The sequence below is a fragment of the Bradyrhizobium sp. STM 3566 genome (assembly GCF_045571445.1).
GTDB lineage: Bacteria > Pseudomonadota > Alphaproteobacteria > Rhizobiales > Xanthobacteraceae > Bradyrhizobium > Bradyrhizobium vignae.
Genome location: NZ_CP120692.1, coordinates 6,531,395 through 6,555,355, shown reverse-complemented (window position 1 = coordinate 6,555,355; position 23,961 = coordinate 6,531,395). Strand labels below are relative to the sequence as shown.

The window sequence follows — 23,961 nt, the reverse complement described above, 5'->3', positions numbered from 1 at the left end:
GTCCTCGGTGTACGGTCCTGGGCCTGAGAGTTTCCTTGGGGAGTTGCTCCGTCGGCGGTGATACGCCTTTGCAGGCTTATCGCGCTCTCCCGCACACCATCATCAGACACGATAATACTCTCAGACGTACTCGCTACCTGTCAAGCCGTGATGAATCGTCGGACCCAAAAAGTGGACGCGTAAGCGACAACTCGATTTTTGCCCTAGCTCGAACAACTCGGTGTTTGCCCCAGCTCCCTACCAAGATTAGCAGGTGGTCTGTTGCCTGGTACTATGCTGATCTCGCTTTTTGATGATTGCATTCGCCGGACATCCCAGTGGTTTCGCCCATTGGTTTTCAGCGCGCTATCGGCGGCAAGCGCAGAAATACTGCGGGATCCCCAAAAGAACGCACAATGTTTGCGTGGCGACGCTCTAATAAATAAGCGGTGGTGTAGGACCCTACGAAGCTGTGCCTGGCATGCATCTCTTTCAAAGTCGAGCCAAAATGGAGGACTGCGCGCCTGAGGCGGTCGCTCTGCTCGATGAGAGGCTCTTCACATCGCTTGCGTCGACGTCTCTGGCTTGTGGCGGCAGGATTCGCTGCTCTCGTTCGCCGCGCAGGCAGGTTAAGTTCGCTGATGGTCCGGCGATCCGCTGCCGCGATCTTCAATTTGCGCGAGTTCCGCTCGCTGCTCCGTCAAACAGGCTCGCCCGTAACAGAACTCAGTGCGCGAGGGGCGCGGTTGTGACGCTATTCGGGCTTGAGTTAATCTCCTCCCGCCCGCCCACTCTCGTCGCCGTGCAAGCGCGGATTTCGGTTCAGGGAGCATCGTGTTTTCCGAGAAAGTCGAAAAGACGGCGCCAATTTGAAGATAGACGTCCTGTGCTCTCGATCGGCTTTGAACTGGGCGGAGGGTCTCGATGAGACATGGCGTCTTTGTCTTCTGCGTCGATCGGGAAAAAGACCCCGTCGCGGGGCACGTGCTGGATGCTCTCAAGGCCGAATGCGCTCTCGTTCCAACGAGTTTCGAAGTCGATGGGCACTCCGTCCTCGAAATCGCTGGCCTGCATGACGCCAGAATTTCGATCGTGGCCACGAACGAGGTCGTAAGTAACGACTATGCGCGCTACGCGCCAATCTTGAATGAACGCTTCGGTGATGCCAACGTTATTGGTATCGTGAATTGGCACGAGGGTGCCAACGCGCCAAACGCGATCTTCTCGGTTCAAACGACTGGCGATCTGGGCACGGGAACCTTTAGCGCGGTCGACCCCCGGATTACGCGGGGGCTTCTTCTAGCGATCGAAACCGAGCGGGTCACTTCCGGTCTTGACTCCTTTCGGACTTACCTGGAAGCGACTCATTGGTCGGGCGTCAAGGCTGGTGATACCGGGACCCGTCTCGCTGACCTGCGACCGTCGGCTGTCGATATCGAGATCGGTAGCTCGCCCGAAGATTGGGCAAATCCTGTTGCGGCTCGAGTGCTGGCGCGATCGCTACTGCGAATTTTCGATCGTGTTGAGGAACCGGTACACTCCGTGCTCTGCATCGGAGGCGTTCACTTCGAGCCAAGCTTCACGAATGCGGTATTGCAGTCGCGCGATCGACCCCCGATCGCGGCTAGTCACATCCTACCAAACCACTGGCTCGTGTCGCATGGCTATGACCAGGAAAGTCGTTTGATCGACCTGCGAGCTTGCGTGCATTCCATTGTAGGTGGGATCCAAAGCATCGTGTACCACGACAAGCTAAAGGCGCCTTTTAAGGGAGTTGCTCGCCTGATCGCAGAGGAGCTCGGTGTTCCGATGCTTTCGCATAAAAAACTGCGCGCGGCTCTTGCGAAGGATATTGTAGAATGAGCGCGCGAAGGCGGCCATCTGCTGTCGAACCGGCATCAAAATTGTTGGTCGTCCTGCGATTGACGTGTTTCTCTGGAGAAGAGCGATGAACGGTATGGGGATTGGTTCGATTAGGACCATTCAGTATGATCCGTTTCCCCGGATCGAATACGAGGGCCGCGTCGAGCGCGCGCGGCGTTTGATGAAAGAGCATGCCATTGACGCGCTTCTGGCGACGTCCGAACACAATTTGCGGTATTTCATTGGTGAGCCTAGCACGACCCCGCAGCAGACGACCCGGCCACGATTTCTTCTCATTCTTTCGTCAGCTGACCCCGTTGCCATCGTCCCAGAGGGAATCGACCAGTTTTATAAAGAAACGACCTGGGTAAAAGATTGCCGGAGCTGGCCTAGCCCAAATCCGAAAGATGAGGGTGTGTCCGCCCTTGCACGAGCGGTGTGTGAATTACTGCCGGAGCACGCTAGGATCGGCGTAGAGCTTGGCGCGGAGAGTAGGCTTGGTTTCCCCGCAGGAGATTTCTTGCGTGTTGCGGATGCGATCAGGCCTCGAACGTTCGTCGACGCATCGGATCCGATTTTTACCCCTTTGCGAATGATCAAGTCTCCGGCAGAAGTCGGCAGAATTCGAACCGTATGCGGCCTTGTGTCGGACGCATTTGAAGCGCTGCCAACAAAGCTGCGCCTTGGAATGACGGAACGCGAGGCCTGTCGCCAGTTCGAATTCGAATGTTTCAGTCGCGGTGTCGAGAAGACAAGCAAAATAGTGGGTGTTTCTGGCCGCGGGGGATATACGCGTCCTTATGGTGTCCCGAGCGACAAATTTCTGTCGGATGGAGACGTGCTGTTTATTGATGCCGGCTGCCTGTTCGACTTTTATTGGAGCGATTTCGATCGACACTTTGCTTTCGGTGCACCTGATCCGCACACCGAGGATGCCTATCAGGTCGTTTGGGATGCCACCGAAGCGGGAATTGCCGCTGCTAAACCTGGCATTCCGATCTGTGACGTCTGGAGCGCAATGTCAGCCGTACTAAATGGCTCAAACAATCGCGGTAAGGCCACCAACATCGGCCGAATGGGACACTCCATGGGCTTATGGATGCCGGAGTTACCGTCGGTCCAACCGGACGATAGGACGATACTAAAACCAGGCATGATCATTAATATTGAACCGAGCACCTCATATCCCTCCTATTTCGACGGATCACCGAAACTGATGCTGCATGAAGAGGTGGTTGTCCTGACCGAAACTGGCTCGCAGTTGCTCACTTCTCGTGCTCCGCGAAAAATACCGGTGGTAGCCATATAACAAATAAGACGGAACGTAGCAGAAAGGGCATGCCGAGCTCTCGCCGTAAGCCTGAAGCGTCCATGACGTCTCATTGGCGTTTTAGGCCTGTGTCTCAATGGCCGCACGAGAGTGTGGGATATCGAGCAAGCCGGCCTAAGAAACTATGGCAAGTTGAAGCTTTTGAGCAGAGTGCAGAAGCCGACACGGTTTGCGCCAAACAGATGCGACGTCCTGCCATGACATCTCTACATTTTGCTTACGGTGTACTCCATTGAAAAAAGTCAGAATGCGAGCGACTGCAGCGAAAATTACGCGGGGCCGCTTGACGCGTGCGCATCGAGACTCCGCCGCACGCTCGAGCGGTGCTGTATCGACAATGGATTTGGATTTTAAGGTCTGACATGCATAGTGTTGATCAGTTTCGTAATTTACAGCAAGAGGTAACCGCGTGGCGCCGCTATCTTCACGAAAATCCCGAGCTCGACTTTCAAGTACACAATACCGCGAGGTTCGTTGCCGAGAAGCTCGCCTCGTTCGGCATCAATCACATCGAAACGGGGATCGCGGAAACCGGCATCGTTGCATTGATTCAAGGAAAGGGTGGAGACGGCCCCACGATCGGGTTGAGGGCCGACATGGATGCGCTGCCGATTCTTGAGGCCTCAAACAAGCCGTGGTCCTCGAAAGCGCCGGGTAAAATGCACGCATGCGGGCATGATGGTCATACGGCCATGTTGCTGGGCGCTGCGAAATATCTCGCCAGGACGCGCAATTTCAAAGGCTGCGTCGCCTTGATTTTTCAGCCGGCAGAAGAAGTGGAACTCCCCTCCGGCGGCCTGAAAATGGTCCAGGAAGGATTCATGGACCGTTTCAGCATCTCCAAAGTCTTTGGCATGCACAACGCGCCGGGCACAGAGATCGGCAAGTTCAGCATCTGCGATGGGCCGATCATGGCCTCGCAAGACGATTTTGACATTGTCGTGAAGGGTCGGGGCGGCCATGCGGCCAAGCCGCATGAGACCATCGATCCAGTCGTGATTGCGGCGCAGATCATCGTCGGCCTGCAAACCCTGGTCTCGCGCAACACGAATCCGATCAACTCGCTCGTCATCTCAGTGACCAAGTTGAATGCCGCCAACGCCTACAACGTCATTGCCGACCAAGTCGAAATGGCCGGCACTGTCAGAACTCATGTTCCGGAGCTGCGAGACTTTGCCGAACGCCAGATCATGGCGGCAGCCCAGGGCATCGCGCGCGGATTTGGCGCGGATATCGAGTTCAAATACCGTCGATCGGTCCCGGTGACCTTCAACCACACTGAGGAGACCAATCTGGCGATCAGGGCGGCACGCAGTCTGGTCGGGGCCACGTCTGTGGACGAGAACATCAAACCGCGTATGGGCGCCGAGGACTTTGCCTACATGCTCGAGGCGCGGCCGGGCGCTATGATTTTCATTGGCAACGGGCCGACCGCAGGTGTGCACAATCCGGCTTATGATTTCAACGATGAAGCGCTACCTTATGGCATCGGCTATTGGGTGAATTTGGTTGAGGCAGTGCTGGCTATCTGAATCACCAGGTTTGTCTCAATTCATCTCGCCAACCAAAGGCTTGGCGAGCGCCAAAACTACAGCAGATAAAACACGGCTAGCTTGGACTAGAGCATGATGTTTTTATACGGAAACATAGCCTGAGTTTTTGAAGTAGTTGGTGCACTCCTCCTTGGAGAAGAGATCGAGGAGTTCACCAACCTTTCTCCAGGTTGCCTCCACGTCACGGGGCTCGGCAGCTCGCATGAGATGTTTGAGTTTGGCGAAGACCTGCTCGATCGGATTGAGGTCCGGGCTGTAGGGCGGCAAGAAGATGCGGTGGGCGCCTCTGGCGCGGATGGCTTGGCGAGCCGCTTTGCCCTTGTGGCTGCCAAGATTGTCGAGAACGACGATCTCACCCGGTGCGAGGGTGGGTGCCAACACCTTCTCGACGTACAGCGTGAAGAGCTCACCATTGATGGGACCATCAATCACCCAAGGCGCGCTGATCCGATCGTGACGCAGCGCCGCGATGAAGGTCATTGTCTTCCAATGGCCGAAAGGTGCAGAGGCTTGGAGGCGCTGCCCGCAAGGCCCCCAGCCGCGCAGTGGTGCCATATTGGTTTTGATCCACGTCTCGTCGATAAACACCAACCGCGCGACGTCGATCCTGCCTTGATGTGCTTTCCAGCGGGTCCGCTTACGGGCGACGTCGGGACGATCCTGCTCGGCTGGTAGAATCGTTTTTTTGAAGCTGAGCCCTTCGGTGTGAACAAAAGTCCACACCGCCCGCACGTCTGTCTTGATCCCGCGTGCAGCCAGTTCCTGCGTCAGCTTGCGCAAAGTGAATGGCCCCGAGCGAATGCGTTTGCGCAGCCAGTCGGCGTTGGCATCCGACAGAACCCGCTTCTTGTGGCCGCCGATTTGGCCAGGTGACAGGCCTCCGGTATCCCGTCTCAGATTCTTCCACTTCGTCACGCAGGAGGCGCTGATCTGGAGCGCCTCGGCAATCGAACGAACTGTTTCTCCCGCATCAGCTCGCGCCAAAGCCCGTTCCCGGATGTCTTCCGAATAGGGTCGCGTCATCCATGCCGGCCTCCGCCCTCCAGCATGGATGTTGAATCAGAAATCGCTCCCGGTGGGAATCCCGATTCCAGCCAAAAACAACATGCTCTAGTGAATAAAGTTGCGCTTTAATGACAGAGTGCAATCAGGTGGCGCGTTCGACTTCTACGCGTAGCTGACCTTAGGGTCCCGCCTCAATATATTTGGACCATGCCGGAGAAGCGATCTTGCGCGCCTGCCGTGAATTGATCTCTTACGGATGACTGATGTTGGAACTCCTATCTAAGGAGCTTAGAGCTCGCGTGTGACAGTTGGCTTGTTAAGCTCCGACTTTGCTGATCGGAATGCTGCAATTACTCTTTCGATGTCGTCCGCACTGTGGGCGGCACTTACCTGCATGCGGATCCGCGCAGTGCCTTCCGGGACAACAGGATACGAGAACGGAACGACCAGAATGCCATGCGCACGCAAGAACTCAGCAATCTGGACCGCCACTGCCGCGTCCCCCGTCATCACGGGCACAATTGGGTGATCGTTGCCCAAAACTTGAAATCCCAGGGCGCTCAATCCTTGTCGTAGCTGACCAGTGCGAGCAGAGAGGTTCTGCCTGAGATCGTTTGCGCTTTCTGCCAAGTCGATTGCGGCCAATGAAGCCTCACAGATTGCAGGCATCAGTGAGTTTGAAAAGAGGTATGGGCGCGCACGCTGTCGCAACCAGGAAATGATCTCACTCCGGCCAGAGACGTACCCGCCAGATGCACCGCCAAGTGCCTTGCCGAGCGTGCCGGTAAGAATATCAATTTGATCTTCGAGCCCGTACAGCGCTGGCGTTCCACGCCCTTCTGGGCCGATAAACCCCACAGCATGAGAGTCATCGACCATGACCAAGGCGCGGTAACGTTTCGCTAGCTCGCAGATCCCAGGCAGATTCGCGGCGGCGCCATCCATCGAAAACACGCCATCGGTCACAACGAGCACTGTTCGGGAGTGACTTGCCTCGCGTAGAGCGTGCTCTAATTCGTTCATGTTAGTGTTGGAAAAGCGGTAGCGCTTTGCTTTGCAGAGTCGAATCCCATCTATGATGCTTGCATGATTCAGGCTGTCGCTGATTACCGCATCGTCGGCGTCGAGCAGGGCCTCAAACAGCCCGGTGTTCGCATCGAAGCACGAACCGAATAGGATGGTGTCCTCCGTGCGAAGATAGCTGGAAAGCCTAATCTCAAGCGCTCGATGAACAGAGTGCGTGCCGCAAATGAATCGCACGGACGACATTCCAAAGCCATGTCGTTCGAGACCTGCATGCGCGGCTCGCACCAGGAGCGGGTGATTGGCCAGACCGAGATAATTGTTGGCGCACATGTTCAGGAGATCGCGCTCGCCAAGTGCGCGCAGGTGTATATACGTCGACTGAGGCGAGGCGATCTCTTGCTCGACTTTCAGGAGTTTTCGCGATGAGAGCTCATCGAGATTGTCACGAATTCGCCCGTCAAGTTGCGAACGCATGGGCATTTCCCATTAAGCATAAATGACAGCAGTCGACCAAGCCGGATCTGCGTGCTTTTGCCAGTAGAGATTCATCAACCGGCGCGTGATGGAACCGACTTGCCCCTTGGAAATCTTGGTGTCGTCGATGCGCGTCACGGGCATGATACCGCCGGCTGTGGACGTAATGAACACCTCATCAGCCTTTTTGATATCGTCACGGCTGATTTCGCCAGCGGTGGCGGGAATCCCGATCTCAGCGCAAAGATCGAGGACGGTTCGACGCGTGATACCTGGCAGTACTCCAAAGGCGGGTGTTCTCAATGATCCATCCTTTACAAGGAACACATTGAAGCCTGGCCCTTCAGCGACATGTCCGTTTGTATCTAGGATCAGCGCCGTCTCGGCGCCCTTGTCGTAGGCGTCGAAAAGACCTTTCACCAGATCGAGCCAATGATAGTTCTTGATCGTAGGATCGACTGAATTTGGCGGGATGCGAACGGTCTCGCTAATCGCGACGTGCAAGCCTCTTTCCAATTGTTCCTTGTTCGCGACCGAACCATAAGGAACAGCGAACGCAATGAAGCGGTTCTCTGCTAGGCGAGGATCACGGCTGAATGTCGGCGATGAGCCACGGGTGCAGATCATCTCAACGTAAGCCGATTTATGGCCGGACAAGGCGACACACTGCTCAAGGATGGACGCGATTTGCTCGCGGTCATGAGGCAGCTTCATTCGAAGGCGTTCAACGCCCGAAAAAAAGCGGTCAAGATGCAAATCCAATCGGAAAAACCGGCCGTTCCACACGTGCACCGTGTCGTATGTTGCGTCAGAGTGCAGGAGACCCCAATCGAGCACAGAGATCTTGGCCTCGGACATCGGCAGGTATTGCCCATCCATGAAAGCGACTCCATGGGGGTAGCGGCGTCGATCGATGTGAAACTGATCAATTGCTGAAAGCACAGGCGAGAGCTCTGTCATCGGAGTCACTGGAAATAGGGGGGATTGAGACAAGGAACGAATTCTTGCTTTGGGAAAACAAGGATCTCGGACATGGTGCTCCCATCAAGGTCGAGGATCGGAACGGGACGGCCCACTGGACCTAGTCACGTTGAATGCTAACAGTCTCACGAGCCGTATTCCCTCGATGTAGTACCTCGTCTGGCCTAAATTCTGCGTCTGAACGGAATAGGTGAAGCTTTCGTACAATAAGAACGTGGCGAGGGCGTTGAGCTCTTCCCATTTCGGCTCTTGCGTCCTGAGCATAGAGGGACAGTCGCGGCTCCAAATCTGGTTGATACCGGCAATTTCGCATGGTGCATTCGAAGCGACTGCAGGCACTTTGACGCCGGATCTTTCGATGACACAGTGAAGCCGCGCTGCGTCGAGCGTCGTCTTCGATATGCTCCGTATTCGATCAGAAAGTGACCTCGTGGAGGGCATGACGTAGGCCGGACGAAACACGTACGCATAGAGCCCGCTATCCTCACCGACTCAGAATGATTGCGAGGACATGCTTGTATTGTCCTTGCACGGCTCTGGATCTCGCTCATGCGGAGTCGGCACCGCGCTGCCTTGCGCGCTCGTGCACTCATCGGTTCGCTCGACCCGATGACAGCCGAGCTGTGAAACCAACAAGCAATTAGAGCTCGAACGAAGATGAGAGGCTTTGGCGGCTTTCTTCGATCGCCGTCGGGATGGGAAGAAGTGATGCTTCAACGGTGTGACGAGGAGGCGCAGGATTTCTGCTTATCAGTCGCCATATTCTTTAATTTCTGCATGACGCACCGGCAGCATTTATGCAATTGTATCGTCGGCGTGGCATAGCGGTGAAATGGTTCAAATGTGTTCATTGCCTGCGCAGTCATGGCGCTGTCCTCGCGGTCGAGCGAAGTTAGCTTATGGTGCTGATCGGCCCCCGAGGGCCCGCGGGAGGCGTCCTGATGAAGCTCACGAGGGGCGTCGTGCTGAGGATGATCTCGATGCAACTTCTCCGACTGAGGCCTCCGCCTTCTTCAAGTTTGGCAGTGCTCCGCAATCGCCATTGTGGCGGTTCAAGTTAGAATGGATCCCGCATTCACAGAAGAAGAATGGCGCTTTCGCGGAGGAGTGCGGCAGGTGTTGAGTGAAATGTTGCCGCAGATACCGCGCAAATTGACCGAAGGCCTTCAGCTGTCGAAAGAGGAGAAGGCTGCGGGAGCGCGTATCCTCAATCGCAGGGCGTCCCGACTTGGCCTACGATATGGCAGAGCGCGGGGATTCCACTGCAACAATACATTTTTGCGGAAGAGGTGAGGGCGCTTCCAGCACGGTTTAAGTTTGGATGCGGCGAGTCTCTTGTCGGGCCAGTAATCTATACCTTCGGCAATGAGGAAAAAAGAACACTATCTGCCGCGTATCGCAAATGCAGAGGAACTGGTGGTGCGAAGGTTTCTCTGAGCCGGGCGCGGATCCGATCTCGCTTCACTCAGGACGATTGCGGTACGTGATGGCGTGGACTATGTCGTCAATGGCCAGAAGAGTTGAACCACCCGGGCGCAATACGCTGATTGGAGCTTTTGCTTGGTCAGGACCAATCCTAATGTAAAAAACGGCAGTGGATCTCCTTTCTCCTGATCGACATGAACTCGCCGGGCATCAGCGTACGTCCGATACAGTTCATCGACGGCAGTCACGGACGTAACGAGGTTTTTTTGAAAACGTCATTGTTCCGGCCGAGAATCTCGTCGGCGAAGAGAAACAAGGGGTGGTACTATGCCGAGCTTCTTCTCGGCAATGAGCGCTTCGCAGACGCGGGAGTAGCCGTTTCCAAGGAGCGCATCCGGCAGCCAAAAGACTTGCCGAGCAGCGTTGCGTCGGCGGTCAGCGACAATCGACCAGGCGTGAGAAGGTCGCCGCTGGCGAGGTCCAGCTGAAGGCGTTCGAACTCACGCAGCTTCGCGTGGTTACTAATGCGTCGAAGCAGCAGAAGAGCTCACAAGACCCTGCAAGCTCCATCCTTAAACTCAGAGGCTCGGAAATTGAGCAGATGACCGCGGAACTGCTAGTGGATGTGGCCGTACCGTCCTCCGGGCGTGAGCAGTTTGGATCTGAATCCGGTAATCAATTTGACCGCAGAATCCCCTTGACCTCACCTTTTCTGGGGGGTTGCTGTTTGACGGAATTCACCGCAGAAGTCGGCGATGGATCACCATTCGAGCCCCAGCGCGATCTTGGCGATATGAATTTAGGACCCGATCGATGCATAAATTGGAACGCGTTCTACTTCCGAAATCTATCGCTGTATTCGGAGGTCGACAGGCCGCATCTGCTGTTGCGCAATCCATTGAGATGGGGTTTGTCGGCCAGATCTGGCCGGTGCACCCCACCAAAGATGAGATTGCCGACCGAAAGGCGTACCGTTCAGTGGCCGATCTGCCCGGTGCGCCCGCCGTTTTCGTCGGCGTGAACCGGGATCGCACTATAGACGTGATCTCAGCGCTTCTCGAGCGCGGTGCTGGACGGCCGTCTGCTATGCTTCCAGTGTTCTCGAAGTTGGAGCCTACGACCAGGAAGGCGAAGGGCTGCAGAGCGAGGTGGTGAAGGCTGCCAAGGGCATGCGATGCTTGGTCCGAACTGCTACGCTCTGATCAACTATGCCGATGGTGCAGTTTTGTGGCCCGACCAGCATGGTGGAATGAGGCTGGCCGAAGGCGGCCGTGGCGTCGCGATTATCACCCAGTCTTCAAGCATCGCAATCAGCATGACGATGCAAAAGCGCAGCTTACCGATCGCTTTTCTGATGGCCGCCGGCAATCAGGCGCAAAGCGGTCTCTCCGAGATCGCCCTTGGTTTGATTGAGGATGATCGCGTCACCACATTCGGGCTCCACATCAAGGCCTTCGATGCCGTACACGGTTTCGAAAGGCTTGCGGCGCGTGCGAGAGAGTTGAGGAAGCCGATCATCGCAATGAAAGTCGACTGTTCCGAGCAATCGCGTCAGGCAACCTTATCGCATACCGCTTCGCTTGCTGGCTCAGACGTCGCTTCCGGCGCATTTCTGAAGGGATTTGTTATCGCCCCCGTCGAATCGACGCCCGCATTCATCGAGGCGCTGAAGCTTTTGCACGTAACCGGACCGCCGCCTGGCCCCCGCTTCTCCTCGGTCAGTTGCTCGGGTGGCGAAGCTTCGGTCATGGCGGACGGTGCGGAAGGGCGCCTCGTACATTTTCCTCGCCTCACCGACGAGCACCGCACCAGTGTCAAATCGACCCTTGGGCCGCTGATCGCGGTAGCGAAGCCGCTCAACTACCATACCTTCATCTGGAACAACGAGCTGGCGCTGACCGAGACCTTCACGGCAATGGTTTCGGGTGGCCTTGATCTCAACATGATGGTGCTCGAGTTCTCGCGTCCCGACCGATGCTCAAACACCACCTATTGGCCGATTATACGCGCATTCGAAGCGGCGCTGAAGACCAATAAGGACCAGAGCGCGATTGTCTCGTCACTGCCTGAGAACATGCCTGAAGAGTACATCCCCGGAATCATCGAGCGTAGGATAGCACCTCTAAAAGGGATTTCGGAAGCGATGCAAGCTGCAGAGGCAGGCGCTTTCATTGGCGCCGCGTGGTCGGAGCCGCGGGCGGAGCCAATCGATAGCGCGGCTGCAGGTAGGCTAGGCGGCGACCGCCTGGTACTTGAGGAGGCCGAAGCCAAGGAAATGCTGCTCAAAGCTGGTGCCGGTGCCGAAGGGCGAGCGCGCCGGCAAGGCGGAAGAGGCAGTGATCGTATCACGGGGCTCGGAATTCCTGTAGCACTGAAGGCGCTAGGCGTCGTGCACAAATCGGAGATTGGTGCGGTGCGGCTGAATCTCTGTGACGCCGAGTCAGTTCGCGCCGGCGCGCATAATCTGCTCGCGCTCGGGACCGGTCTCTACGTCGAACGTATGATGCGTGACGGCATCGCCGAACTAATCGTAGGCCTCGTCCCCAACCCGATGTTCGGCACAGTAATGACGCTGGGCACCGGCGGCGTACTGGTTGAGTTGTTCGGCGACACGGTAACCCTGATGCTGCCGGCAACACGCGACGATATAGCAGCAGCGCTGCGCGGAGTAAAACTCTGTCCGCTCCTGGAAGGCTATCGCGGCCGGCCGAAGGCGGATGTACCGGCAGTCATCTAGGCCATTTCAGGCATCGTAACACTGTCAGCAGAATTCCCGCGAGATCGACGAACAGGCATAAACCCGCTGATTGTCTGTACAGAAGGCTTAGGCGCCTGGATTGCAGACGCGCTGCTGGTGCTTCGAAAAGAGTAAAACTCTGGTGCTTGGGGAAATGGAGAAATCAGAATGGTTGGCGTCATTACCACCCGCCGCGAAGGCGCAATCCTAGAGGTCACGCTGGATCGGCCGAAGGCCAATGCCATCGACAACAAAACGTCCCGGCTGATGGGCGATACATTCAAGGCGTTTCGAGACCATCCCGAGCTGCGCACCGCGATTGTCAAGTCGGCCGGTGATAAATTCTTCTGCGCAGGTTGGGATCTCAAATCGGCAGGAGTTACGGACGAACCCGGCAGCAACGACTGCGGCGTCGGCGGGTTTGGTGGATTGCAGGAGCTGCGCGGCCTCAACAAACCGGTGATTGCCTGCGTCAATGGCATGGCAGTCGGCGGTGGCTTCGAACTGGCGCTCTCCTGCGACCTGATCTACGCGACCGACCATTCTGCCTTCGCGCTCCCGGAAGTTCGCGCCGGCGTGCTGGCCGATGCGGCAAGCATTAAGTTACCGAAGCGCATTCCTTACCACATCGCCATGGAACTCCTGCTCACTGGTCGCTGGATGGATGTCGCAGAGGCGCATCACTGGGGTATCGTCAATGAGGTGCTGCCTAAGGAAAAGCTAGAGGAGCGCGTTTGGGAGATTGCGCGACTACTCGCCAGCGGGCCGCCGCTCGTATTTGCCGCGATCAAGGAGACTGTACGCGTTGCGGAGGTCCTCACGTTCCAAGACGCCATGAATAGGATTTCGCGTCGCCAACTCGCGAGTGTCGAAGCTCTCCATTGCTCGGAGGATAGGCTGGAGGGACTACGGGCTTTCGCCGAAAAGCGCGATCCGGTCTGGAAGGGGAGATAAGCGTGGCTCGCCCTAGCGTGATGCGATCAATGGGCGGCGCGTGGTGCCAATTGCCAGAAACGGCAGTGCGTGAGCTCGACCAGCTTCCTGTCCCTCGAAAACGTGCTGAACTGTCCGATGTGCTGCGTGGCCCGGTGAGTGGCAGGCTCTGGATCCCACGCTCGTCCCACGTTCCGTTGAGAGCTTGTGATTTGGGAGGTTCCGCATTGATGCCGCCAACTCAAGTGTAAGATTTGGCGGGCGCCGCCTTGCGCTCCAAATCGGTGGGTACCGTGATCTGCGATGGCCTAGTCATCGCCAGGGGCGGCCGTTCCACCCCGCTTGGACGAGCGGGTCGTTTACGCATCTGCCTGCGCGTCCGCTCGCAGGCTGATGGCAGAGACCGGGCTAAAGCAGGACTCGGACTGGCCGATCGTATCGGCGGCAGATTTTGACTAGGCGATCATCGTGGGCTGAAGAGAGTCTGGCCGGTGTCTCCGTTGCGTACGCCACGGCTGCCCGATAGCGATCGGGTTAGGGGTGCCCAAGCCGAATAAAAACGGATCGGTCAACGCCGGTTCGTGTCGTGGCGCGTTAACCTACCTCGGAGATGAGGGCGACGCACCTTGGGCCCAACCGACTATTCTCTTGCACCGGCGTGACGGCTGCGGGTTCGCTTCTTGACCCAGTGACTTGTCGCGATTCGAGGCGGACATTGATGACGAGCAGCTCGCCCAAAATTACTTTGCGACCATGGCGGGCTGATTGGCTTGGCGGCGCTTTTGCCCCTGGCGGCAACCGCCGCGCCCGGTGCTCAGCCACGACGGAGTATCGATAGCGCCAGCCAACGCGCATTTGTGGGCGTAATTCTATGTGCTGCCATCGAAGTTGCGACTTTTCCCAAGTTGGCCTACCAGCAGTTGATAAGGGCTCTAGGTTAGAGCGCGTTGTCGATCGGCTCGCTAAAACTGTTGCTGTACTTACGGCTGACCAGTCCCAAGCGACGGTATGACATTATGCAGAGGGTGGCGGGCAGAGGGCCATTTGCTGCGACGGTGTTTACTAATGTGAAACGGGCTTTGATGATGGCTAAGCGGCAGACATCAGAATCGGAGCGTCTAGAGAATGACGGCTTCCTTTATCGGTCGGTGTCTCGAAAACTGAGAAATCTTATCGATGCCGGGACATATAAGCCCGGTGCTCAGCTGCCGAGTGCCCTAGAACTCGCCCGAGAGTTTGGCGTCAGTACGATCACCATCAGGCGCGCGATTCGCGACCTTTCGCTCGAGGGACGTCTCGTCGGGCGACAGGGCCTTGGCGTTTTCGTCGCAAGCAAGCGCAAGATCGTCCGCGTTATCGGGATGGACTATGAAGATACTTTTCGCAAGGCGGGCCTCACGCTCGGCATCCAAGTCCTTCAATTGACGCTGGTCGATGTCAGCGATGGTGGCCCATTCGAGCTTCAGAAGTTAGGTATGGGATATCGGCTCGACAAGATTATTCTGGCGGATGATGAGCCGGTCGTGCTTGATACGACTTGGTTTCCCAATAAGTTCGCCGATGTTTTAATACCTAAGATCCGCGAACGCCTCGTAACGCCGTTGATCGAATCACACGCCGCCTTCGAGTACATAGACTACCAGGTCGAAGGTTCGACGGCCACAGAGGAGCAGGCCGCGCTTCTCAAAGTGGTGCCCGGCTTCCCGGTGCTTATTACGCAATGTTCCGCTATCGGACGAGGCGGTGAATCGCTGTTCGTCGGGCGCGCCATTTCGCGAGCCGATCACTTTGTTTATCACTTTCGCCACGCAGTCACGGGCTCAGGCTCCTCTAAGAGAAAGAAGTGATCTCACAGTAAATTAGCTTTGGAGCCGATAAGGCCGCGCGCTGGTCCGTCCGCGCTTACCAGACTCGAGCGCTCGCGCGCCAGTCGTGGCCACGTCTCGATGCGCAATTCCGCACAATGAGGCGGCGCGGCATCGGTTAGCAGATAGCGCTTGAGCACGATCTTAGCCATTCGGGTCAACCCGCAAGCGGTGTAGAGACGACCTTGTTCTCCAGGCGCATGGAATGGCCGCCCATGTCGAGCCTGCGAGCATTCCGTGTCTTCGTCGCGCCGAATATTCGTACAGAATAAAAAGCCCATCGCGCCAACTCGTTGCGATGGATCAGGAGCGGTTGACTTCCACTAGATATACAAGGTATACCATCTCGCAAAGAGCATCTTGAAAGATCGCCCCACGACTAGGTTGAAGGAGCTCGCATCTTTAATAGAGCTGCGAATGTGTGGGCGATCCAGGCGGACTGACGCGGATCGTCGGTCAGATGAAATACGAGGCCCAGGGAGATTCTATGGTTCGATCCAATTGCACGATCCTGACCTGCGCTGTGACTGGATCGATCCACACCCCTTCGATGTCGCCACATCTTCCGGTGACCGCGGAGCAAATCGCCGCCGAAGCGATTGCCGCGGCCGAGGCAGGAGCCGCCATAGTTCACCTGCACGCGCGCAACCCGGTCGACGGCTCTCCGGATCAGCGCCCAGAGTCTTTCTTGCCATTCCTCAGCGTCATCAAGCAGCGATCAAACTGCGTGATCAATCTAACCACCGGCGGCGCTGCTACGATGTCGATTGATGAGCGCTTGAGGCCCGCCGCGGCTTTTAGGCCAGAGGTTGCGTCTCTGAACATGGGGTCGATGAATTTCGGACTATATCCCATGCTCGAGCGGTTTAAGAAATTCGCGCACGCCTGGGAGCGACCATATCTCGAAGGGTCCAGAGACCGCGTTTTCAGAAATACATTCGCAGACATCGAGAAAATATTAACCAGCTGCGCCGAGGCCGGGACTCGTTTCGAAGTCGAATGCTACGATATCGGTCATCTCTATACTTTGGCGCACTTCGCTGATCGAAAAATAATAGAACCGCCGTTCTTCGTGCAAAGCGTGTTCGGAATCCTGGGCGGAATCGGTGCCGACGCTGAGGATATCCTGATGATGAAGCGAACAGCTGACCGCTTGTTCGGTTCAGATTATCACTGGTCTGTGCTAGGAGCCGGCCGCAACCAAATGAAAGTGGCGGCCATCGCCGCCGCGATAGGGGGCCATGTAAGAGTCGGCCTTGAGGATTCGCTCTGGAGCGGTCCAGCCAAGTTGGCGACCAGTAGCGCCGAGCAAGTACGGATCGCTCGGACAATTATCGAAGGGGTTGGGCGAACGGTTGCCTCGCCTGACGAAGCTCGTGAGCTTTTGTCGCTCAAGGGAGGAGATGCGGTGAATTTTTGACTTCCGGGAATGACTACTCAAAATACAGACGATCATGGCCGCAGGAAATTCGTCGGTCGGCAAGCTGTAAGGCGTGGACAGAGCACATGCCTCGATGAGGCCCAAAAATGCGGATCGCATTGTCACGTTCAGTACGTCGGCCACCCGGACGGACGAAAAACTCTTAGCATTCTGACAGTCGATCGTCTGATGATTGGTAACGTCGCCCATTCGGCGGTCCAAACAGGTCCCTGGATCGCTGTGTGCACCGCCGGCCCCGCCACCGAAACTAAGATCCCGAGTTGTTTTGGCTTGCGCCGGCGCCTTTCGTTTTCAAATCGCTTCACAACCAATCTCGATAGCTCTCGCCGCAACGCCTTTCCATGGCCGAGCACTGTCACGACCCGTTTTGGCTCTGAAATCAATGTCGGCAGATGAATGCTTCAACTTATGCCGATAAATCGCAGGAGTTCTGCCTCGTGAACTGTCATATCAGCGAACCTAAGAGTCATGGGCCCGGGTTATTATCTAAGCGCGCTGCCGCTACTTCGGTCCACTGCTATGCTGTTTCTGATCGCGCACGCGCCTGGCCAAGGTGCAGGATCGGAGCGAGCACCATCTCCTTGAGCCAGACATCGCCGTCGATCTTGCGGGCAATATAGCGGGCGACGCGGCCCAGATAGGTCCCAGGCGTCTTTAGCGCCCGATTGCCGATGAAGACTGCCGACAGCCCCGACGGCTTGACTCCGCACAAACAATCCAATGGGTCTCTACGCTACGCTTACGGAGGTCCAAGGCCGGCGATAGGAGAACGGATTTCGATGCCAGCGCGGCGATATAGCGTTTCGCGCTCATTGCTGCTGCGATGGCGACGGTCGTTCCGGTCTGAGCCGAAGGATGCCGCCGATCAACCTGGCTTCGTACCGGTGGTAGTGGTCGCGGAATCAGAGCCGATGCCTTGTCCAGTCGCGCCGTCCAGCAGCGGCGGATCGATCGAGATCGAGTTTGCGGCCGGGGCTCGGATGCGGATCACGGGCACGGTCGATGCGGCGGCGCTGAAGGCCGCGGTGTAGGCGCTGGCAGATGAACGGCCGCGGTAATCCCCATTGCGTCGGGCGGGTGTGTGCGGATTCCGACGAAGTCGCCCGGGTGTACCGATATGAAGTCGCTCGGAGGTTCCGAGACGATGTCGCCCACCTTTCCGATTTGATCTGTGGCATCAGACGTGCTTTGTGTCCCAGCTTTATTAGTTCACGAGCCCAATGGTGGCCGCAAGCCTCAAGACCAACCAGACAACTAGGAAGCCGTGAAAAGAAATCGAGAACCTTCCCCCGAGCAAGCTTCTTGCGGATAATCTCTCCATCCGCTGTAATCCAGTGGAATAGCCATAGCTCGTCCTCCTTGGGGTGCTCTTTCGACAGGGCGGGACTGTCCATCTCATTATGTGCGCTACGACCGTCCGTTTGCCGGCCCAGAACCGCCAGCGGCCGAGCTCTTTTACTCGCCCGGTCGTGGCGGTGCGCATCCGGAGCAACATCTGGCGGGTTATGCCGGGCTGATGCAGGCCGATGCCTAAGCCGGCTTTGGCAGGCTCTACGAGGCCAATCGCAAGGGCGGCCCGATCATCGAGGCTGCGTGCTGGGCGCATGGGAGACGCAAGTTCTTTGATATGGCGCGGCTCACCAAGGCGCTGATCGCGGCCGAGGCGGTCAAGCGCATCGATGTTCTGTTCGCCATTGAGCGCGAGATCAATGGTACGCATACGACGAAGGCCGCCTGATTGACGCATGCGCGCGAGCACGGCGAGTTCTACGATGGCGTTGCGTGAAGGGTCAGGCGGCTTGCTGATTAGCGGACTTGCCGGCTTGGTGCAGGAGCTTCCATTCCCAGGGCAGCAGTTCGCGCAGACGCGACGTGGGAAGATCAGCGATCCGGGCGAGGACGTCGGCGAGCCAAGCCTTGGGATCGACGTCGTTGAGGCGACAGGTCGTGATCATCGTCAGCATGATAGCTGCACGATCGGCGCCACGCTGGCTGCCAGCGAAGGTCCAGTTGCGCCTTCCCAAGGCAATGCCTCTCAATGCACGCTCAGCGCAATTGTTGGTCAAGCAGATCCTGCCATCGTCGAGGAAGCGGACGAAGTCGTCCCAGCGCTTAAGCATGTAGTTCATGGGCTTCAGGACCTCGGCGGAGCGCGAGAGGCTTTCTCGCTCGCGGAGCAGCCAGTCGTGCATGTCGTCGAGCAGCGGCTTGCTCCGCTCCTGGCGCACGGCACGCCGCTCGTCGGCGCTACGGCCGTTGATGGCGCGCTCGATCTCGAACAACGCATCCAGACGCCTGACCGCCTCCAGCGCGATCGGAGAGACCGGTTTGCCCTTGCCTTCCCGGGCGGCTTTCTCGATGTCAGCCAGCTCGAAGAATCCCCGCCGCGCATGGGCCAGGCAAAATGCCGGCGTGATCGGCATTGCTTTCCTTTTTGGGTCGAACAACGGCTCGAAGCCGCGCACGCTCTGGCGGTTGAGCGGGATATGCATGCCGAATTTGTCGAACAAAATCGTCGCCAGCAATTGTGGGCCGATGAAGCCGCGGGGCGTCGCATGGAACGGTGCCGGCGGCTGGCTGATCTTCTCGCAATCGCGGCAGGTGAACTTCTCGCGTACCGTCTCGATGACCTCCGCGGAATCTCCTCCAGCGTCTTGGTCACATCCTCGCCGACCTTCGCCAGCCGCGATCCGCCGCAGCAGGCGCAGGTCGTTGGAGCCTTGATGACGACGCGCTCACGTTCGATGTCGTCCGGCCACGGTTTGCGCACCGGCCGCTTGCGCGTGAAGGCGCTCACGCTCTGGGTTTTTGCCGCGGCAGCCTGCGCAGCCAGCTCATTCTCGGTCGCCGTGGTGGCGAGTTCTTCGAGCTCCAATTCCAACTGCTCGAGTAGCCGCGCCGTGCGCTCGGAGCGCTGCCCGTGCAGTTCGCGTTTGAGCTTCTCGATCCGTAGCTCAAGATGAGCGATCAGCACCTCGCTGTCCGACAGCTCCGCCCGCGCGTTGGCGGCATCCGCGACTGCCACATCGCGTTCAGCCTGCAACGCCTCGCGCTCGGCCAGCAGCGCAAGGTAGGCGCTTGCGAGATCCGACGGAAGATCATCCGGCTTCGATGTCATGAAGCCATTGAATCAGATCGAGCATCAGATTCAAACCCAAAACGATTATCCGACCCGCGTCGGGCGCTGGGTTTCTTGCGGATTCCGCCAATCGATCCCGGACAGCAGGTAGCTCAACTGCGCCAGCGAGATCGTTACCGCTTCACCGGCAACCGATGGCCAGATAAACTTTCCTCTCTCGAGTTTTTTGTGAACAAGCAGGCTCCCTGACCATCGTGCCAGATCACCTTCACAAGATCGCTGCGGCGACCACGGAAGACAAACAAATGACCGCTAAGCGGTTCTTTGTGCAGCACCTCCTGCACTTGGAGGGCCAGCGATGGAAAGCCTCTGCGCATATCCGTGTAGCCTGTAGCCAGCCACACTCGCACATTCCCTGGTACAGAAATCATCGGCGTCCAAGCACATCGAGGACCCGCGCCAACGCCTCCGGATCGACGTGCGCATCCACCCGGATGCACCGTCGGTTGCCGAGATCGATCTCTATCAATCCAGTACGCGCAGCTGCCGCCGAACGAACTCGGCCATCAACCGTAGGCAAAAGCTTCTGAGTTTCTTCAGCCGAGGCTGCTACGGCGGCGATCTGCACCGGCGTAAAAGATGGTGCAACTTGTTCCGATGTCCGTGCTTGGCGACGCCAGGTAAACACCAGGCTGGCCGCTACTCCGTTGCGCCGCGCAACCTCAGTTACCTTCGCGCCCGGTGCCAGCGTCTCCTCGACAATCCGTGCCTTGTCGTCCTGCGACCAACGCCGCCGCCGCTCGAGCCCGCCCAAAACCTCGACCCGCATCGCCTGATGACCTTAAAGCTAGACTTAAGGTCACACGCTTCGCGAATTACCACCCGTCACGCAAGACGGTCCTCGTCGGAGGCGTACGATCAATGGTCTTGCGCTGCAGGAACGCTTGCGCATACCGGCCTACGGCTACCATCTACAGCCTTATTGCTACCGCCAAGCTCAATGATATTGAGCCGCAGGCTTAGCTTGCCGACGTCCTGGTGCCTACCAGATCACCGTGGCAAGCGCATCAATGCACTGCTGCCTTGGAATTGGCAGCCTCAAAGCGTCGCCCACGCCGCTTAAGCACACCATCAGCCTTCCCCCCAAGAACGGCCATAGCCGGGCCTTAGCCGGATGCGTACCTGCAAGGCGACACAGTCGCCAATGATCTTCTCGCGGGCGACGGTCATGTCATTTGGCAGCAGCATTCGGGCGCGCCGCAGGTTTGGCGCGAATTGCCTACCATGCTGACCACGCTGGCGGCGACATTCTTAGCGAAGTCGCTATCGGGTTGATCACTTCAGCGTCTTCAGCCCGATAAGGATCGACCCACTCGCCATGTCAGAATTTCATGCTCTCTCGCATGGCAGACTTTCAAATTGCAATTAACTTCCTGGCCGTGTTGGTAAGCACTTGCGCACCGGCACTGGTTAAAGTCCAGGTCTCGCTAAAGCCGACGGCACCAAGACCTGGAATGTAAATTACGGGAACTGAATGAAACGTCATCCCCACTTCAAGTATTCTGGGATCCAATGGCTTCAGGTCTATTATGTGACCCTCACCCCATCCGGGTGGAAAGCCGATGCCGATAGAGTATCCCGCCCTGTGTGGCCAGAATTTCGCCAGGCCGGCTCGCTCTACGATCCCTCGTCCGACAGCATCGACCGCTCCAGAGCTTACGCCCGGCTTGGCAAAATCAAGCATAGCATTGAGGGCCCCGAGAGCCGTATCGGCTGCTTTCTGAAGTTCCGACGCGGGCCGCCCCACCGAGACGGTGCGTATTATCGCTGCACCATAACGGAACCAACAACCACCAACCTCTAGGTATACGACGTCGCCGCGCTTTATGACCCCTCGCTCGGAGGTGCTGTGCCCGAGAGCTGAACGAGGCCCCGCAACCACATATGGACTCGAACTGGGGTACTCGCCTCCTGCCAGCATCATCCCCAGATAAGCGACCCCAGCTACATGATTTTCCGTTCGTCCGGCAACGATAGCCTCCACACCTGCTTCCATGCCGGCGTCAGCGGCCTTCGCAGCCATGGACATGTATGCAAGTTCCTGGAGTGATTTTATTCTTCTTGCTTGTTCTACGATGCCACTGGTCGGCACGAGTTTCCGGTCAACTAAGCTATTGCGTATGGTCGCAAGCAAAGCAGGTGGCAGGAAGAACCCTTGTTCCTCGAAACCGATGCGCGAGCCTTTCTCCGTGATATCCCGTATACGGCTCGCGAGTTCATCACCGTAGTTCGCGATGTCAGGAACAGGGTAACCGTCTTTCAACCAGGAAAGTTTTTTTACGTTCGGAAACTCCATATTTCGAACAACGAAATATGGGTCTCCTGCAATCGGAATGACTAAGCACTGAGCGACGTAGTACCCCGTAGTGCGATATCCCGAAAGATAAAATATATTTTCAGGTACCGTTACAAGCAAGACGTCTATCGTCACCTCCGCCATGCCCTCTCTGACACGCGACAGGCGCGCTTGGTATTCGTCTATACTGAATGGATATTCATTCACGACCGCGTCTCACCCTGCAGTACGTTCAGATGGTGCCTACTGGGCTGATCGCGTCAAATGACTAGCCCGTCTTTTCGGTGATCTGCCGCGCCTTCCAGAATGCCATCGCGCAAGACTATCACCTGAGCTGCTCCAAGAGGCCCCTCATGTGCGAATGGCCCTTGAGAACGAGGGACCAAGTTGTGTCCAAGCTTGGCAAGAGCCGCGACCGTCTCCGAACAGAATCCACTCTCGTATTCCACTTGATCGGGTCGGCCGAAGATTCTCGGCGCACTGACGGCCTGCTGAGCGGACATACCCTGGTCGATTATGCGAGAAAGCACGGTCGCTAGGCCCATCGGCTGGAACACTCCTCCAACCACGCCACCACTGATAAATGGTTTGCCCTGTTGGCAGACCATAGCTGGCATGGAAAAGGATAACGGACGCTTACCGAACGCGTAGAGGTTTGGATCCTGTGCGTTTGTTGTGAAATATTCGCCTCGACTATTCAGTAGAATACCAGAATCCGGCGTGGCCTTTTGACAACCGAAGAAGTCGACCAGGGTCGACATGAACGACACCACATTGCGAGCTTTGTCGACGACCGTGAGATAGGTGGTCTCGTGGGGGCCCGAAAACGATGGAGAGGCCTTTTCGTGATCTACTGGACCTGTAGCAATTTTGACCGCTAGCTCGTCAACAAAATTATCATCAAACAGTACGTTGGCACTATATTGGCCGGTCGAAGCGTCGTAACGGATACGATCACGGGCGGCATAGGCGAGCTTTCCCGCCTGAATCATCAAATGGAGCCGCGTGCGCTGCTGCATAGTTTTGTCGGCGAAACCCAATCTTTCGAACAGGCGTAATATGAGTAGGGCTACAACCCCGGCCGAGGGGGGAGGGCAAATGTGAACGTCGAATCCTCGATAAGGCGATGAAATTGTATCCACGTAAGCACCACGATAGTCCGCCAAGTGCCTGGCGCTTACGTTAGCCCCCAACGCGTTGTATGCCTTTATCAATTCTGCGGCGACTTCCCCTTCGTAGAAGGCGGCGCGACCTTCACGACCGATTTTGGTCAGGACCTCCGCAAGGGAGGGATGTTTGAATGCATCTCCGCAAAGAAATGGCTCTCCGTCGGATTTGAGGTAATGGCGTGCCGCGTTTGGATCGGCACTAAGCGTGCTTGCGAAGCGGGCCCAGTCGGCTCCTGTTCTCTCCGAGACGACGAAGCCGTTTCTCGCGAAGGCAGCTGCAGGGGCGAGCAGGTCGGCCAACGACCACGAGCAAAAATCCCGCGCCAGGGTATCCCAAATGTCTACGCAGCCAGGGAAGGCGGTCCTCGAGGCAACTACGCCGCTTGCTGGATCAGCGATACCCGTTCCCAAAGCACTATACGCTCGCGGTTGAGGGTGATCAGGCGTGGAAAAAATCACCATACCATCTCCGCCGATACCAGTCATCGCAGGCTCGACAACGGCAAGAACGGCGTTGGCTGCAACCGCTGCATCGAACGCATTCCCCCCAGCGTTGAGCACGTCGCGCGCGGCAAGTGTGGCTAGCGGATGCGAGGTCGCGACCATCTGATCGCGCGCATATTGGGTGGAGCGCCGTGGAACCTCGAAATTGGGTGCGTTGTCTCTCACTTCAGGGCTCCTCAACATCGTCGAATTCGGGGAGGTTTTGATGATCTGAGCTTCCCTGCGCGATCATGTGCGCATG

Annotated in this window: 15 protein-coding genes, 4 pseudogenes and 1 riboswitch; of the genes and pseudogenes, 9 read left to right on the top strand and 10 right to left on the bottom strand. The window is 57.2% G+C overall.

Annotated elements, in window-relative coordinates:
* Positions 1-2: 2 nt before the first annotated feature.
* Positions 3-102, bottom strand: a riboswitch (glycine riboswitch).
* Between the two features lie 801 nt (positions 103-903).
* The 3 genes from P6U27_RS31215 (at position 904) to P6U27_RS31205 (ending at position 4,704) form a co-directional block, all read left to right on the top strand.
* Positions 904-1,842: a D-aminoacyl-tRNA deacylase gene (locus tag P6U27_RS31215; protein WP_407193178.1), complete on the top strand. Its 939-nt coding sequence runs from the start codon at positions 904-906 to the stop codon at positions 1,840-1,842.
* 85 nt (positions 1,843-1,927) lie between these two features.
* The gene (locus tag P6U27_RS31210) at positions 1,928-3,151 is read left to right on the top strand and encodes a M24 family metallopeptidase (RefSeq protein WP_407193177.1); all 1,224 of its coding nucleotides are present in this window, start codon (positions 1,928-1,930) and stop codon (positions 3,149-3,151) included.
* A gap of 383 nt (positions 3,152-3,534) precedes the next feature.
* Positions 3,535-4,704: a M20 aminoacylase family protein gene (locus tag P6U27_RS31205; RefSeq protein WP_407193176.1), complete on the top strand. Its 1,170-nt coding sequence runs from the start codon at positions 3,535-3,537 to the stop codon at positions 4,702-4,704.
* Between the two features lie 102 nt (positions 4,705-4,806).
* Here P6U27_RS31205 and P6U27_RS31200 read toward each other — a convergent pair whose 3' ends face one another.
* The 3 genes from P6U27_RS31200 to P6U27_RS31190 form a co-directional block, all read right to left on the bottom strand.
* On the bottom strand, positions 4,807-5,748 hold the full coding sequence (locus P6U27_RS31200; RefSeq protein ID WP_122401624.1) for an IS630 family transposase: 942 nt from the start codon (positions 5,746-5,748) through the stop codon (positions 4,807-4,809).
* Positions 5,749-6,018: 270 nt separating this feature from the next.
* Positions 6,019-7,230 carry a glycine C-acetyltransferase gene (locus P6U27_RS31195; protein WP_407193175.1) on the bottom strand — a complete coding sequence of 404 codons (1,212 nt, stop codon included), beginning with the start codon at positions 7,228-7,230 and terminating at the stop codon, positions 6,019-6,021.
* Positions 7,231-7,242: 12 nt separating this feature from the next.
* On the bottom strand, positions 7,243-8,190 hold the full coding sequence (locus P6U27_RS31190) for an aminotransferase class IV (RefSeq protein ID WP_407193174.1): 948 nt from the start codon (positions 8,188-8,190) through the stop codon (positions 7,243-7,245).
* Positions 8,191-10,449: 2,259 nt separating this feature from the next.
* Here P6U27_RS31190 and P6U27_RS31185 point away from each other — a divergent pair.
* From P6U27_RS31185 to P6U27_RS31165, 5 genes are all read left to right on the top strand, one after another.
* Entirely contained in the window at positions 10,450-10,791 is a 342-nt protein-coding gene (locus tag P6U27_RS31185; protein WP_407193173.1) for a CoA-binding protein, read from the top strand.
* A gap of 94 nt (positions 10,792-10,885) precedes the next feature.
* The gene (locus P6U27_RS31180; protein ID WP_407193172.1) at positions 10,886-12,373 is read left to right on the top strand and encodes an acetate--CoA ligase family protein; all 1,488 of its coding nucleotides are present in this window, start codon (positions 10,886-10,888) and stop codon (positions 12,371-12,373) included.
* 168 nt (positions 12,374-12,541) lie between these two features.
* The gene (locus tag P6U27_RS31175; protein ID WP_407193171.1) at positions 12,542-13,327 is read left to right on the top strand and encodes a carnitinyl-CoA dehydratase; all 786 of its coding nucleotides are present in this window, start codon (positions 12,542-12,544) and stop codon (positions 13,325-13,327) included.
* A gap of 926 nt (positions 13,328-14,253) precedes the next feature.
* Complete coding sequence (locus tag P6U27_RS31170) at positions 14,254-15,153, top strand: GntR family transcriptional regulator (protein ID WP_407193170.1); 900 nt, start codon at positions 14,254-14,256, stop codon at positions 15,151-15,153.
* A gap of 478 nt (positions 15,154-15,631) precedes the next feature.
* On the top strand, positions 15,632-16,591 hold the full coding sequence (locus tag P6U27_RS31165; protein WP_407193169.1) for a 3-keto-5-aminohexanoate cleavage protein: 960 nt from the start codon (positions 15,632-15,634) through the stop codon (positions 16,589-16,591).
* 538 nt (positions 16,592-17,129) lie between these two features.
* Here P6U27_RS31165 and P6U27_RS31160 read toward each other — a convergent pair.
* Positions 17,130-17,333, bottom strand: a complete 204-nt coding sequence (locus P6U27_RS31160; RefSeq protein WP_407193168.1) for a hypothetical protein — start codon at positions 17,331-17,333, stop codon at positions 17,130-17,132.
* Between the two features lie 451 nt (positions 17,334-17,784).
* Positions 17,785-18,006: pseudogene (locus P6U27_RS31155) on the bottom strand (IS110 family transposase); the annotation flags it as partial.
* 5 nt (positions 18,007-18,011) lie between these two features.
* Here P6U27_RS31155 and P6U27_RS31150 point away from each other — a divergent pair.
* Positions 18,012-18,326, top strand: a pseudogene (locus tag P6U27_RS31150) (transposase); the annotation flags it as partial.
* A 76-nt stretch (positions 18,327-18,402) separates the two neighbouring features.
* Here the strand turns inward: P6U27_RS31150 and tnpC are convergent.
* The 5 genes and pseudogenes from tnpC to P6U27_RS31125 all read right to left on the bottom strand — a co-directional run bounded on the left by tnpC (position 18,403) and on the right by P6U27_RS31125 (position 23,885).
* A pseudogene (gene tnpC, locus P6U27_RS31145) lies at positions 18,403-19,730 on the bottom strand (IS66 family transposase).
* Positions 19,731-19,775: 45 nt separating this feature from the next.
* Positions 19,776-20,068, bottom strand: a pseudogene (gene tnpB / locus P6U27_RS31140) (IS66 family insertion sequence element accessory protein TnpB).
* Positions 20,069-20,118: 50 nt separating this feature from the next.
* Entirely contained in the window at positions 20,119-20,520 is a 402-nt protein-coding gene (gene tnpA, locus P6U27_RS31135) for an IS66-like element accessory protein TnpA (RefSeq protein ID WP_407193167.1), read from the bottom strand.
* A gap of 585 nt (positions 20,521-21,105) precedes the next feature.
* The gene (locus tag P6U27_RS31130; protein WP_407193166.1) at positions 21,106-22,191 is read right to left on the bottom strand and encodes a M24 family metallopeptidase; all 1,086 of its coding nucleotides are present in this window, start codon (positions 22,189-22,191) and stop codon (positions 21,106-21,108) included.
* A 116-nt stretch (positions 22,192-22,307) separates the two neighbouring features.
* Positions 22,308-23,885: a gamma-glutamyltransferase family protein gene (locus P6U27_RS31125; RefSeq protein ID WP_407193165.1), complete on the bottom strand. Its 1,578-nt coding sequence runs from the start codon at positions 23,883-23,885 to the stop codon at positions 22,308-22,310.
* Positions 23,886-23,961: the final 76 nt, after the last annotated feature.

Coding starts and splice junctions, on each gene's coding strand:
- P6U27_RS31165 (WP_407193169.1), top strand. CDS start 15,632: ATGAAATACGAGGCCCAGGGAGATTCTATGGTTCGATCCAATTGCACG.
- P6U27_RS31175 (WP_407193171.1), top strand. CDS start 12,542: ATGGTTGGCGTCATTACCACCCGCCGCGAAGGCGCAATCCTAGAGGTC.
- P6U27_RS31130 (WP_407193166.1), bottom strand. CDS start 22,191: ATGGCGGAGGTGACGATAGACGTCTTGCTTGTAACGGTACCTGAAAAT.
- P6U27_RS31185 (WP_407193173.1), top strand. CDS start 10,450: ATGCATAAATTGGAACGCGTTCTACTTCCGAAATCTATCGCTGTATTC.
- P6U27_RS31195 (WP_407193175.1), bottom strand. CDS start 7,230: ATGCGTTCGCAACTTGACGGGCGAATTCGTGACAATCTCGATGAGCTC.
- P6U27_RS31180 (WP_407193172.1), top strand. CDS start 10,886: ATGAGGCTGGCCGAAGGCGGCCGTGGCGTCGCGATTATCACCCAGTCT.
- P6U27_RS31205 (WP_407193176.1), top strand. CDS start 3,535: ATGCATAGTGTTGATCAGTTTCGTAATTTACAGCAAGAGGTAACCGCG.
- tnpA (WP_407193167.1), bottom strand. CDS start 20,520: ATGCGGGTCGAGGTTTTGGGCGGGCTCGAGCGGCGGCGGCGTTGGTCG.
- P6U27_RS31200 (WP_122401624.1), bottom strand. CDS start 5,748: ATGACGCGACCCTATTCGGAAGACATCCGGGAACGGGCTTTGGCGCGA.
- P6U27_RS31210 (WP_407193177.1), top strand. CDS start 1,928: ATGAACGGTATGGGGATTGGTTCGATTAGGACCATTCAGTATGATCCG.
- P6U27_RS31190 (WP_407193174.1), bottom strand. CDS start 8,190: ATGACAGAGCTCTCGCCTGTGCTTTCAGCAATTGATCAGTTTCACATC.
- P6U27_RS31215 (WP_407193178.1), top strand. CDS start 904: ATGAGACATGGCGTCTTTGTCTTCTGCGTCGATCGGGAAAAAGACCCC.